Source organism: Frankia nepalensis, assembly GCF_016786325.1.
GTDB classification, from domain to species: Bacteria; Actinomycetota; Actinomycetes; order Frankiales; family Frankiaceae; genus Pseudofrankia; species Pseudofrankia nepalensis.
Genome location: NZ_JADWYU010000219.1, coordinates 17180 through 30096, shown reverse-complemented (window position 1 = coordinate 30096; position 12917 = coordinate 17180). Strand labels below are relative to the sequence as shown.

The 12917-nt window shown below is 75.5% G+C and carries 7 protein-coding genes; 2 read left to right on the top strand and 5 right to left on the bottom strand.

Going from position 1 to position 12917, the window contains the following annotated elements:
- Positions 1-29: 29 nt before the first annotated feature.
- The 5 genes from I6A81_RS34490 to I6A81_RS34470 form a co-directional block, all read right to left on the bottom strand.
- Positions 30-737, bottom strand: a complete 708-nt coding sequence (locus I6A81_RS34490; protein WP_203001735.1) for a hypothetical protein — start codon at positions 735-737, stop codon at positions 30-32.
- Positions 738-777: 40 nt separating this feature from the next.
- Positions 778-1581 carry a hypothetical protein gene (locus I6A81_RS34485; RefSeq protein ID WP_203001734.1) on the bottom strand — a complete coding sequence of 268 codons (804 nt, stop codon included), beginning with the start codon at positions 1579-1581 and terminating at the stop codon, positions 778-780.
- A 630-nt stretch (positions 1582-2211) separates the two neighbouring features.
- Complete coding sequence (locus I6A81_RS34480; RefSeq protein WP_203001733.1) at positions 2212-5076, bottom strand: ATP-binding protein; 2865 nt, start codon at positions 5074-5076, stop codon at positions 2212-2214.
- Between the two features lie 73 nt (positions 5077-5149).
- Positions 5150-8578, bottom strand: coding sequence for a WD40 repeat domain-containing serine/threonine protein kinase (locus tag I6A81_RS34475; RefSeq protein ID WP_203010413.1), 3429 nt, complete (start codon positions 8576-8578; stop codon positions 5150-5152).
- On the bottom strand, positions 8575-9738 hold the full coding sequence (locus I6A81_RS34470; RefSeq protein ID WP_203001731.1) for an FHA domain-containing protein: 1164 nt from the start codon (positions 9736-9738) through the stop codon (positions 8575-8577). The genes I6A81_RS34475 and I6A81_RS34470 overlap by 4 nt, the downstream gene beginning before the upstream one ends.
- 247 nt (positions 9739-9985) lie before the next feature.
- On the opposite strand from I6A81_RS34470, the gene I6A81_RS34465 reads away from it, so the two are divergent.
- Positions 9986-10570, top strand: a complete 585-nt coding sequence (locus tag I6A81_RS34465; protein WP_203001730.1) for a gluconokinase — start codon at positions 9986-9988, stop codon at positions 10568-10570.
- 87 nt (positions 10571-10657) lie between these two features.
- Entirely contained in the window at positions 10658-12742 is a 2085-nt protein-coding gene (locus I6A81_RS34460) for a SpoIIE family protein phosphatase (protein ID WP_203001729.1), read from the top strand.
- The last annotated feature ends 175 nt before the right edge of the window (positions 12743-12917 follow it).

Sequence of the window (12917 nt, the reverse complement as noted above, 5' to 3'; positions counted from 1 at the left end):
GCCGGGGCGCACCCGTCTGCCGGCCGGGGCTAGCCGCTGACGGACGCGCCGAGGGAAGCCGTGCTGGCGGCGGGTTGCGCGCCCGGCGTCGCCGTGGGCGCGGTCGGGTCGGGGAGGCCGGCGCGCAGGATGCGCGCGGCGCAGGCGCCGAAGCCGACGAGGAGCAGGACGGTGGAGATGACGCCGGTGACGGGTGCCCCGAACGGTCCGCCCACGAGGTAGCCGACGGGGAGCGCGACCGCGAACGGCCAGGCGACGACCTTCGCGCGGATCAGCGCGATCGCGAGCAGGACGAAGGCCGCCAGGCCGCCCGCCAGACCGACGACCAGGTAGACGATCATGACTGGCGGCTCGAAGAAGGCGTCCAGAAGGTCGACGGCGGCCTGGCGGTCGGCGGCGCGCGCGGCGGCGGCGTACACGGCGTCGGTGGCCACCACCATGCCGGTCGCCGCGCCGACCATCGTTCCCAGCCAGCCGGCCCAGGTGGACAGCGCCCGGGCGCCGGGCCGGGCCAGCAAGGCGATGAGGACGATCGCGACGGGGAAGAGCAGGGCGCCGAGGTTGAGGACGAGCAGGGCGTCCGTCCGTCCGGGGTGGGCGGCGAACTTCTCGACGGCGTCGAGGTCGGAGTCACCGCCGGCAGGCGCCGGGTGGACCGCTATCGACATTCCATAGCAGACGGCGACGATGACCAGGCAGGCCACGGCGAGGTAGCGGCCCGTGGTGCGGGTAGGCATGGGGTCTCCTTCGGGTGGGATCGGTGGTGACGGCGTCGGCTCAGCGGACGTCGAACTCGACGGCGGCGAAGCCTCCGGCGAAGTCCGGCGGGCTGCCGAGCGGGCTGACGACGAGGTAGCGCCCGGCGGGCAGGTCCGCCAGGCCATAGCCGGGCGAGCGACCCTGTGGCTGAACCGCGGAGATGATGTCGGTGCTCGACTCCAGGTCGGTGGTCCCGTCCGCGAGGCCGGCCGCGGTCGCGGTGGCCCCGTCCTTGACCTTGGCGAACAGCAGGACGAAGCCAGCCTTCGCGGGCTCACCCTGGTTGGCGAACGTGATGGAGACTGGCCCGGCGGGAACGGACGCCGGCAGGCCGGTGAGTGTCCCGGCGTCGTTGGTCACGGCGAGCGTGGGGTAGCCGCAGTTGTCGGCCATCCAGGCGTCGACGACCTGGCCCGCGGCGAAGAGCCCACTGCCTTCGTAGTCGATGGGTTGACCCCGCCTGGCGGTGGCCAGCACGGAGTCCAGGACATCGACCTCGTTGATCAGCTCGGCGGGGACGTTCGCGCGCAGCGTGGCGGCCAGCGGCTCGGCGTCCGCCGCGAAGTCCTGGAGCTTGCGGGCGGTCGGGGCCGGGGCCCCGGGGTCGGACCCCGGGAACTCGAGGGCGTTGAGCGCGATTTCCGCGGTGCAGGCGGCCTGCACGTCGCCTCCGGCCGCGGTCGTGGCGGCCGGGCTGGCGGTCGTGGCGGTGTCCGGCTCGCCGGAGGCCGAGGAGCAGGCGGTGGCCGCGGCGAGGGCCACGGCGCTGAGCACGGCGGTGAGCACGGCGGTCGCGCCGCGGCGGCGGGCGATGGGAGACATCAGGGGTGCGCTCCTGAACTGGTGGGGCAGCGGGGCGTCGGATCTGGATTTCTTCGGAGCTTCGGTCTTTCCTGCCGCCGCCCATGACCTCGCGAGGGTCACACGGGGACGGGGCGCGGCGTTCGGGAGGATCATGGCCGTCGCCGTGTGGAGCGGGCATCCGCCGAACTACGTATCGGGCCTACGTATTGCCGGCGTCCGCGGTGTTCGTCACCGGAATCAGCCCGATCTCGGCGCCAACCCATCCGGCCGCCGTGCCGGGGCAAAGATTGGCGGGACAGCCGCCGTCAGGTTCATACCGCCACATTGGTGCGACCTCGGCGCGCCGGCCTCAGTATGAGTACGCAATCGAGCACTGAATCCGGGTCGCGGCGCGGGGCGCCGTCATCGTGGCCGTGAACGGACCGTCAGGCGGACTCGTATCCTCAGGCAGGAATCTGAGGCAGCCACGCGTCCGACCGGCTGACCGAGGCACACGCTGGCGGAGACACACGCTGGCGGGGCACACGGCGGCCGAGGCACACGGCGGCGCCGCCCGGTCTGGTGTCAGCCCGCCCTGGCGTCATGAACGGTCCGGGCCGGAACGGCAGGCCGTCCCCGGTGGAAGAGCCTGCTCCCGCGAGGCTGGTGTCAGGGCCGCCAACGCGCGACGAGCTCGGTCCGGTTGACGCAGCCGAGCTTGGCGAGGATGGAGCGGACGTGGCTCTCGACGGTGCGTTCGCTGAGGACCAGCCGCGCCGCGATCTCCCGGTTGGGCAGGGCCTGGACGACGAGGGCGGCCACCTCGTGCTCCCGCGGGGTCAGCGGGTCGGTGGCTCGGCGGGCGGCCGCCAGGTCCGCGAGCAGCCGGTCGGCGCGGGCCAGCGGGCCGGGCATGTCCAGCCGGCGCGCCTCGGCCGCCGCCGCGACCGCCAGCGTCGCCGCGGCCTCGGGCTCCTCGAGACGGCGCAGCACGTCGGCGAGGGCCAGCCGGCCCAGCACGACGTGGGGGCGCGCGCCGAGCGCGGTGTCCCGCGCGATCGCCTCCCGCAGGGCCGACTCGGCCTCGCGCGGCTGCCCCGCGTGGCTCAGCGCGCGTCCGTACAGGCCCTGCACGGAGCCGGTGAAGAAGACCGTGGGCATTCCGATCGCCCCGGGGTAGGCGGCGTAAGGCTTCAGGTGGGTGGCGAGGGCCTCGGCGGCCGGAGGGTCCCCGAAGGCCTCGACCAGGTCGATCAGCAGCACCAGGACGCCGCCCCAGCGGACATCGACCACCGGGTCGTCGAGCAGCCAGCGCAGGCGCTCATACCAGGCCATGGCTTCCTCGCGGCGTCCGTCGAGCAGGAGGAGGTTGGCCCGGAAGGCCGTCATCAGCGGGGAGGGCGGGACTGCCTCCAACGCCGGCCAGAAGTCGTCCGCCAGCTCGGAGGTGTCCGCGCGCAGCATGGCCAGATAGGCGGCGAAGGCGTGGCTCAGGCCGGCCGCCTGGGCGTCTCCGGCCCGCGAGCCCAGCCGGTGCGCCTCGAGGTTGGCCGATCTCGCGGTGGCGAACCTTCCCTCGAGCACGGCTCGGGCCGCCACGCCGCGCAGCCGGTGCCAGCTCGCCAGCGGGAGGCCGCTGCGGTCCGCCAGCGCCGCGACGGCGGCCATCGACTCGTCCACGAGGTCGAGGCGGCCGAGCTGGTAGGCGGCCCGGATCCGCCACTGCTGCCCGAACAGGGCGGACAGCGGCTGGCCGAGCCGCTCGGCCTGCTCGATGGCGGTCGCGGCCAGCCGCAGCCGCTCCTGGGCGTCGTCCGGACCGGTCAGCAGCATCTCGCGGGCGCGGGCCGCGTCCAGCAGCGCCTGGGCGTCGCCGCTCGCCCGCGCGAGCTCCAACGCGTCGTCGACGTGCTGGCGGGCCGCCTCTCCCGACGCGGTCTCGCTCAGGATCGCCGCGAGCTGGGACAGCAACTGGGCCCGTACCGCCGGCGGCTGCGGCGTGGCGAGCGCCATCCGGCACAGCCGGGGAACCGCCTCGGTGACCAGCGGGAAGTTCACCCAACGCACCACCAGCGCCGCCGCGGCCATCAGGTCGCCCCGGCCCGCCCGCTGGGCCGCCTCGGCGGCCTGTTCGCAATGCCGGAGCGCCTCGGCCAACGCTCCGGCCAGGTAGTAGGCGCGGGCCAGCTCCAGCGTCGTCTCCGCGAGTTCCGGGTCGCCGGCGCCGGCCTGTCGCGCCGCCTCCACCGCGGCGAGCAGGTGCGTCGCCGCGTCGTCGTAGGCCAATGCCCTGACCGACTCGGCGGCGGCCCGCCTGGCCCACTGGGCCGCGCGCCGCCGCGCCTCCTCGTCGCGGCCGGCCCGGCGCCAGTGGCCGGCGACCTCGGCGGCGAGCCCGGGAACCGTTGACGGCCGCGCCTGCAACGCGACGGCGGCCCGCCGGTGGATCTCGCGCCGCTCCGCCGCGCCGAGGAGGTCCGCCAGCCCGTCGGCCAGCAGCCCGTGGGCAAACTCGAATCCCCGCGCCTCGGCGCCGGCCGGCGAGGCCGTCCGGGTCAGCAGGCCGGCCCGGTACGCGGCGTCCAGTGCCCGGGCGGCCGTCGACCCGTCGACACCGGCGACCTGGCCGACGAGTTCGGCGTCCGTCGCCTCGCGCAGCAGCGCGGCGACCTGGGCGACGCGCCGGGCGGGCTCCGGTAGCTGAGCCAGCAGCGCCTCGACGAGATCACGTATCGCGACCGTCCCAGGGGCACCGGCGTCGCGGGCCGCGGCGTCGAGCAGGAGGGGCAGCCCGCCGCTGCGGCGCGCGACCTCCTCGGCCCGCGCGGTGGAGGAGGCCAGAGGGCCGAGCGAGGCGAGGTAGTCGCGGACCGCGGCGGTTGTCAGCGGACGCAACGGCACGGGCTGGACACTGTCCAGCCTGGACAGCTCACGCGCGGCGTCGCCCGCCTCATCCGGCAGGGCGCGTAGCGTCGTGATCAGCAGGAGGCGGCTGTCGACGATTCCGCCGGCGACCTGCCGCAGCAGCTCGACGCTGTTCGTGTCGGCCCAGTGCAGGTCCTCCAGCACGATCACCAGCGGTTCGGCGGCGGCGCTCAGCACCGCGTCGGCGGCCCCGGCGAGGGCGGCGAACCGCATCGCGGCGGCGCTCGCCGCGTCGTCGGGCGCGTGGCGAGTGCCGGCGCTCTCGAGCAGATCCAGCGCGGCGGTGAATCCCGCGGGCCGGCCGCTGTGGCGGGCGAGGGCGCGCAGCGCCTGCTGCCAGGGCCACAGCGCGGGCGCGGCATGGTCGGCCGGGCAGTAGCCACGGCCGACCGGCACCCGCGCCGGCGCGCCCGCCGGACCGGCCTGTGCCCGGGCGTCCGGCGGCGCGTCCGGCCGCAACGCCTCCTCGACCAGCCGGGTCTTGCCGATACCGGCGGGGCCGGTCACCAGCACGACTTGGCCCCGGCCCTCCGCCGCCGTCCGGGAACATGAACGCAGCAGCGTCAGCTCGTCCTGCCGCCCGACGAACGGGCGGTCCTGATTCCGCACATCCCAAGAATGAGGCAATGCCGGCCGGTTCAGCGCCACGATCCCACGCTGGGCACCGTGGACGAGGGGCACCCTAGCGAACGTTCCACAGGCGCACGGTCCTGTCGTTGCCGCCGCTGGCGAGTATGCGCCCGTCGGGGGAGAAGGCCAGGGTCTTCACCCAGGTGGTGTGGCCGGTGAGCGGGGGCCCCGCCGGGCGGCTCGCGGCCGGGTCGGTGACGTCCCACACGCGGACGGTCTTGTCGACGCCCGCGCTGGCCAGCCGCCGGCCGTCCGGGGAGAACGCCAGGGCGGACACGCTGCCGCTGTGGCCGACCAGCCGTGGCTCGACCAGCTGGGGGCGCGGCGTGACCGCGCCGCGCGCCGGCCCGGCCAGCCGGAACCGGCGGTTCGCGCCCAGCTCCCACAGGCACACCGTCCGGTCGACACCGCCGGTCGCGGCCAGCAGGCAGTTCGGCGCGAACGCGACCGACCAGACAGCGCCGTCGTGCGCGTCCAGCGTCGGCTCCAGCGGGCGCGGCCGGCTGGTGGAGACGTCCCACAGCCGCACGGCCTTGCTGGCGACGCCCCCGGCGGTCCGCCCGGCGTCGTCGCACGCCGCGATGATCTGCCCGTTCGGCAGGAAGCCGACCGCCCGCGCCTGCCCGAGCCCGCCACCGAGCGCCGGGCGGAACTCCTTCGGCGCGGCCCGGCCGTCGACCTCCCACAGCCGGATGACGCCGTCCTCGCCGCTGCTGGTCAGGATCCGCCCGTCGGGGGAGAAGTCGAGTGTCCACACCCGACCGGTGGAGCCGTGCAGCGGCGGGCACAGCGGCCGTGGCTTCGCGGCGGCGAGATTCCACAGGCAGATGGTCCGGTCCGCGCCGGCGCTGGCCAGGACCGTGCCGTCCGGGGAGAACGCCACCGCCTCGACGCGGTCCGCGTGGCCGGAGAGCGGTCTGCCGAGCGGCTGGACTTTGGCGGGGTCGGATGTGTCCCACAGCCGGACCCGCTGGTCCGTGCCGCCGCTGGCCAGGACCCGTCCGTCCCGGGAGAAGGCCACGGCGACCACCCATCCGGTGTGACCGCGCAGTGGCTGGCCGAGAGCCGCGCCGCCCCGCGCCGGTTGCGCCTGGCCAGGGGGCTGCTTCGCCGGTGTCGCCTTCGCGTCCGGCGGCCTGGCGGCTTGTGGCTTGTCCTGGGGCGCGGCGGGTGTGGCCGGCGTGATCGGTGTGACTGGCGTGATCGGCTGTCTGGGCGGCGCGGCGTCGGCGGGCCGCGGCTGCCCCCCGGCCGGCGGCTTCGCGTCCGCCACCACTCGTGGCCGGGCCGGCGCGGCGTGTGGCGTCGGCCCGGCCGCCGGCGCGTCCCGGACGCAGGCCCACAGGCGGACGAGGTGATCGTTGCCGGCGGTGGCCAGCAGGGAGCCGTCCAGGGAGAAGGCGACCTGGAAGACGAAGCTGGTGTGCGCCTCCACCGGAGGGCCGGACCGCGGCGCCGCCGGGTCGGTGAGGTCCCAGAGCCACACCGCGTGGTCGTCGCCGCAGGCCAGCACCGACCCGTCAGGGGAGAAGGCGACCGTGCGGGCGCCGCCGTCGTGGCCGACCAGGGGCGGGCACGCCGGTCGCGGCGCGGCCGGGTAGGCGACGTCCCACAGCATGACGAGCCCGTCTTCCGCGGCCGTGGCCAGCAGGGTCCCATCCGGGGAGAAGGCCAACGCGTGCACCCGCCTGCCATGGGCCGTGAAGGGCAGCCCGAGCCGGCGCGTGGCCGGCTGGTTCGTCGGGCCGAACAGGCAGACGGTCCCGGCCTTGCTGGCGCAGGCGACCATGCGGCCGTCGGCGCTGACCGCGACGGCCGTCAGCTGGCCGATGGCACTGGAGTCGATCGGCACGGCGACGGGGGCCGCGGGCAGCGTGACGTCCCACAGTTCGAGCTGGCTTCCCTTGCCTGCCACCAGGCGGCGCCCGTCCGGGCAGAAGACGAGGGACGCGACCTTGCCGGTGGTGCGCGGCGGCGTGCCGACCGGGCGCGGCCTGCTCCGGTCGGTCAGGTCCCACAGCCGCGTCGTCCGGTCGTCGCCACCGCTGGCGAGCAACCGGCCGTTGGCGGTGACGGCGAGCGAGCGGATCGCCCCGGTGTGGCCGGTGAGCGGCGGGCCCAGCGGGGCCGGGGCGGCCGGGTTGCCGAGGTCCCACAGCCGCACGACCTGGTCGTGGCCGGCGGCGGCCAGCGTCCGCCCGTCGGGGGTGAACACCACCGTGTGCGGATTGGTCAGCCCCTTCAACGGCTGGCCGAGCGGGCGCAGCGTGGGCGCTCCGGGCCGCGTCGCGGCCGTGGGGCGAGGGGGCGAGGGCTGGGTGGGCTGGTCGGCGGCGCGCCGGCCGTCCTGGTCGGCGGCCGGCGGACGTGGGGACGCGTGCGCGGGCGGGATGGTGGGCGCCAGGGCGCCGGCCGGCACGGCGGCGGTCTCGCCCGCCGGGCCCGCCTTCGACGAGGGCCCTGCCTTGGCCGCGGCCGGAGCCGCCGGTGTGGCGGTGGCCGCCGGTGTCGGCGCTGGCTTCGCCGCCGGCTCCGGCCGCGGGCCTGGGCCAGGTGGCTCGGGCTGGCTCGGCTGGCGCGCGGCCGTGGGGCTCGTCGCGGCGTCCCTGACGGGGTCGGACAGGCGCAGGCCGATGCCGGAGCGGGCCAGCCATCGAGGGCCGTACACCCGGCCCGAGGCGGCGGCGAGCTCGAGGGCGAAGGCGCGGGCGGACGGCTGGCGCGCGGCGGGGTCCTTGGCCAGCGCGCGCAGGATGACCTCGGCGACCGGCACCGCCACGCCCGGCGGCGCGGTGGGCGCCGTGTGGATGTGGTGGTACTGGTAGGCGTACGTCGGCAGCGCCCCGAACAGCCGCGCGCCGGACAGCAGCTCGTACAGCATGCCGCCGAGGGCGTACAGGTCGGTCGCGGGGCTCAGCCGGCCCTGGATGATCTGTTCCGGCGCCATGTACGGCACCGTTCCGACGAGCGCGCTCGCGGTCGCTGCGGAGCCGTCGAGGATCTTCGCGATGCCGAAGTCGGCGACCTTCACCACACCGTCGCCGTCGAAGAGGACGTTGGCCGGCTTGATGTCGCGGTGCAGCACGCCCTTGGTGTGCGCGTGGTGGAGCGCCTCGGCCACCGCGAGGCCGACCGCGCACGCGGCCTCGCCGGACAGGCCGGCGCGCCGGCTGGTCAGCGTCCCGCCGGCGAGCATCTCCAGGATGATCAGGCACAGGTCGTTCTTCTCGAAGGCCTCGTACACGCGGACGACGTGCGGATGGTCGAGGCCCGCGAGCAGCCGCCCCTCGGCCAGGAAGGCCGTCTTGGCCTCCGCGCTCGTCTCGGAGCGGACCTTGATCGCCACGGGGCGTTCCAGGACGCGTTGCCGCCCGGCTATGACCACTCCGAACCCGCCGGCGCCAAGCTGCTCGCCGAGCTCGTAGTTCGGCAGTGCCTCCGCCAGGAGGGCGCGGTCGACCAGGACGGACTGCACGATCACGCCCGGATGGTCGCCGCGCGCGCGTCGACCGGTGACTCGCCGCGCTTCGGCGACGCGTGCGCCCAGGCGTCGGCGGTCTCGTTCGGGAAGATCTGACCGCTGCGGGTGAGCACGACGCCATCGGTGAGCTCGACCTCGTCGCCGGGGTGGAACCGGTAGTCGACGCCCGGGACGAGGGCGGTCCAGTCGCCGAGCCGGAAGTCGCGGCGCGCCAGGCGCATCCGGGTGCCGAACGAGCTGACGTCGCGCACCAGCACGGTCTCGGTCCGCAGCGACACCACCACGTGCGCGCGGCTGACCCGCGCGGCGACGTCCGGGTCCAGCAGCCCGTAGAGCCCGATGCCGGGCTCGGGGTGGCGGCCTATGGCCGTCTCGGAACCCTCCGACAGGGTGTGGCGCTCCACGACGCGGCCGGCGACGACGACCTTGAGCTGCGCGGCGCCGGGGCGGGGCCCGTCGTCGAGCAGCGGCGCGCGGTGCAGGTCACAGGTGGGCACACCCCGGCGCATCCGGGGCAGCAGCACCCGCCCACCCGCCTCGCGAAGGTCGTAGAGCGTGCACCGCTGGTCAGGGCAGCGCCAGGCGCGGCTGAGCACGTCGAGCCGCGGCCGTCGCCGGTGATCCAGCAGGCCGCGCGCCTTGAACGCGTCCTGCTCCTTGCGCGCGGAGATGTCGTGCGCCGGGCGTACGCCCATGTCCCGCGCCTCCAGCCGCACCGCGGTGCCCTCCGGGTCGCCAGGGTCGACAGGCACGGGCTTGAGGAACCGCGAGGTGTCGCCCTGGATCCAGCCGTGCTCGTCGCGGTAGCCGACGTAGAAGTCGCCGGTGATCACCGGGATGCCGGTGATGGCCGCGAGTTCGAGGATCCGCTCGTCGGCGTCGCCGACCTCCTCGACGAGGCTGCCGCTCACCCAGCCGCGCAGTCGCCGGGCGTCGGCCCTGCCGGTGAACTTCCGCTCCTCGCCCAGCAGGCTGCGGTCGGCGACGAGGTAGACGCGCACAGCCGGGTCGCCTGTCAGATCCGCGAGGGCGTCGAGGACCAGGCGCAGCCGGCGCAGGTTCCGGTCACCCGGGCCGCCGAATGACTTCTCCCGCGCGACGTTGGACAGGTCGACGATGTAGTCGGCGTCCTTGGCCGACCGGACCAGCTGCGCTTCCATCCCCACGGAGTCCGGCGTCTCCCCCCGCCCTGCATACCTACGCGGCCGCGATACCTACGCGGTCGCGGCCCGCGATGCCGAAGACCCTATCCGACAGCGCTTGTCACCTTCGTGGCCGGGTCTGCCACCCCACGCGCCGGCGCTGTCCGCTCCCGCGCGGCCGGGCCAGGCCGGGAGCTGGCCAGGGGGCCGCCTACCGTGGTCGGTCGGAGTCGCCGAGACGGTCGACCGTGCGTTGGGAGCAGGCATGAACACGAGGCCGCGCGGGCTGGTGCTGGTGGTGATGGGGGTTTCGGGATCCGGGAAGTCGACTGTCGCCGAGCTGGTGGCCGGCCGGCTGGGGTGGGTGGTCGCGGAGGGCGACGCGATGCACCCGCGGGCGAACGTCGAGAAGATGGCGGCCGGACGGCCGCTGGATGACGCCGACCGCTGGCCGTGGCTCGCCGCGGTCCGCGCGTGGATCCGCGGCCAGCTCGAGGCCGGAGAGCCGGGCGTCGTCACCTGCTCGGCGCTGCGCCGGTCCTACCGCGACGCGCTGCGCGGTGAGACCGTCGCCGGGTCGGGGCTGGCCGCGGACCCGGCGCTCGCGGCGAGGGCGCGCGAGGGCGCGGTGATGTTCGTCCACCTGCACGGGGCACCGGAGGTCCTCGCCGGTCGGCTCGCGGGCCGTCGTGGGCACTTCATGCCGGCGGGCCTGCTCGCCTCGCAACTGGCGGCCCTGGAGGAGCCGGGGCCGGACGAGCGGGCGCTCACCGTCGACATCGGCCCGGCGCCGGCGGCCGTCGCCCAGACGATCGTCGACAGGCTCGGCCTCGCCGCCGCCGGTTCGTAGACCCGCCCGCCAGGATCTGCTCGCGCCCGTGGCGGGCGGCGGCTACCGGCCGCTTGCGTGGCGATGCGCCGGGTACAGGGGCAGTCGATGGACGAGGGGCCGGACAGGCGGGCGTTCCGGGCGGGCCAGGGCACCGTCGACAGGGACAACGTTGACCTGGACGCCAACGGTCTGTACCGGGCGTTCTCGGGCGTCGGGATCGGGCTGTGGGACTGGGATGTCGCCAGCGGGCGGGTGCTCACGGACCGCGCGGCCGCCAGGCTGCTCGGGCTCGGGGATGACCCGGGGCCGGTGGCGATGGACGACGTCCTGGCGAGGGTGCACCCGGACGAGCGGGAAATGGTCCAGCGGGCCAGGGACAGGGCGCTGCGTACCCAGAGCACCTTCCTGGAGGAGTACCGGGTGCTGCGCCCGGACGGCTCGGTCGGCTGGGTCCAGACCCGGGCGGGCGTGCTCGTCGACGCCGCGGACGGCACGCTGCGTGTCATCGGCTTCAGCTCCGACCGGACCTCGGTTCGCACGGTCCGGGAGCGGGTCGCCCGGGCGCTCGACCACGTGGGCGACATCGTGCTCGTGCTCGACGAGGCCGACACGATCGTGTACGCCAACATCGAGGCGGTGCGGCAGTTCGGCCTGGCGCCCCAGGAGATCATCGGCCGGCCCGCCGCCGAGGTGCTGCTCGCTCCGGTCCGGGAGCGGGTGGCGGAGCTGCGCCGCCGCCGGGCCGAACCGGCGGCTCCGGGGAAGCCAGGCGCGGCCACGGTGCTCGAGATCGAGGAGACCGACCGGGACGGTGTGTGGTGGGCCGTCCGCATGTTCACCATCCCCGACGGCCTGGTCGTCACGATGCGCAACGCCGACGCGCGCCACCACGCCGACACGGAGCGTGCGGAGCTGATCGGGTCGCTGTCGTCGGCCCTGCGCCGGTCCCGGCAGCTGCTGGATGTCACCGTCGAGCTCGACCAGGCGCTGACGGTGGACGAGCTGTGCGACGCCGCCGCCCGGTCGGCCGCGGCCGACCTGGGCGTGCTGTTCACCGGCGTCACGCTGATGGAGGACGACGGCCCGCCGCGGGTCATCACCCGGCCGCACTCGGCGTTCCTCACCCGGGCCTGGGCGCGGATGCCCGATTTCGGCCCGGCCGTCACCGCCGAGCTGCTGCGTACCGGCCAGCCCCGGTTCGACCAGAACCGGGCGAGCTACCTGCGCGACTTCCCGGAGCGGGCGCCCAATCTCGACGCGATGAGCATCGACGCGATCGCCAGCCTGCCGCTGGTCGTGTCCGGGCGCCCGATCGGCGTGCTGCTGCTGGGCTGGCCGGGCCCGCACACCTTCACCGAGGAGGAGCGCCGTTTCCTGCGCACCCTCGTCGGCCCGTTCGCCCAGGCGCTCGAACGGGCCCGGCTCTACGAGCGGCAGATGTCCAACGTCGAGATGCTGCAGCGCGCCGTCCTGCCGCGCACCCTGCCCGACGTCGACGGCGTCCGCCTGTCGGCGCGTTACCTGCCGGCCGGCCGGGACATCGGGATCGGCGGCGACTGGTACGACGCGACCGTGCTCGCCGACGGGACGCTGAGCCTCGTGGTCGGCGACGTCGGTGGCCACGGCCTGCCGGCGGTGTCGACGATGGCCGAGCTGCGCCATGCCGCCAGGGCCTACGCGCTGCAGCTGCAGGCGCCGGCGGACATCACCACCCAGCTGTCGGCCAACCTCGGCGACCAGGGCGACGAGCTGCTCGCGACCGCCGTGGTCGCGCACCTGGACCCCACCACGGGCCGGCTGATCTGGTCGTGCGCCGGGCACCCGCCACCACTCCTGCTCGCCGCCCCACCGGGGGTGGGCGAGCCGGCGGACGGCGCCGGGCCGCGCTACCTGGAGGAGGTGCACGGCCCGATCCTCGGCGTCGACACGGCGGCCGCCTACGGCCAGAGCAGCGTGCGGCTCGCGCCGGGGGCGCGGCTGCTGCTCTACAGCGACGGCCTGGTCGAACGCCGGGGGCGCTCGCTGACGGACCGGCTCGTGGCGCTCGCCGAGGCGGCGATGGCGCCGACGCCCCACGCAGACCCCGCCGACCCCGCCGACCCGGATTTGCTCTGTGACCACATCCTGCGCGCGGTCGCGCCGTCGGAACGGGAGGACGACCTCTGCCTTCTCGCGGTCGCCACCGGCTGACCGGCGACGGCCGGCCCAGCCCGGGCCAGCGCCGCCCGCCGACGGGTTCAGACCACGAGAAGCGCGCGTGCGTCGGCGGGTCGAACGACCCCACCACGGTCGTTCATGGGAAGGACCTCAGAGCTGGCCGGATCAGCTGGCCGAATGCCCGACCTGTCCCCGGACTGATCGCTGG

What these genes read in the sequence shown, in the direction of transcription:
- I6A81_RS34460 (WP_203001729.1), top strand. Translation starts at nt 10,658, where the DNA reads ATGGACGAGGGGCCGGACAGGCGGGCGTTCCGGGCGGGCCAGGGCACC.
- I6A81_RS34465 (WP_203001730.1), top strand. Translation starts at nt 9,986, where the DNA reads ATGAACACGAGGCCGCGCGGGCTGGTGCTGGTGGTGATGGGGGTTTCG.
- I6A81_RS34485 (WP_203001734.1), bottom strand. Translation starts at nt 1,581, where the DNA reads ATGTCTCCCATCGCCCGCCGCCGCGGCGCGACCGCCGTGCTCACCGCC.
- I6A81_RS34470 (WP_203001731.1), bottom strand. Translation starts at nt 9,738, where the DNA reads ATGGAAGCGCAGCTGGTCCGGTCGGCCAAGGACGCCGACTACATCGTC.
- I6A81_RS34490 (WP_203001735.1), bottom strand. Translation starts at nt 737, where the DNA reads ATGCCTACCCGCACCACGGGCCGCTACCTCGCCGTGGCCTGCCTGGTC.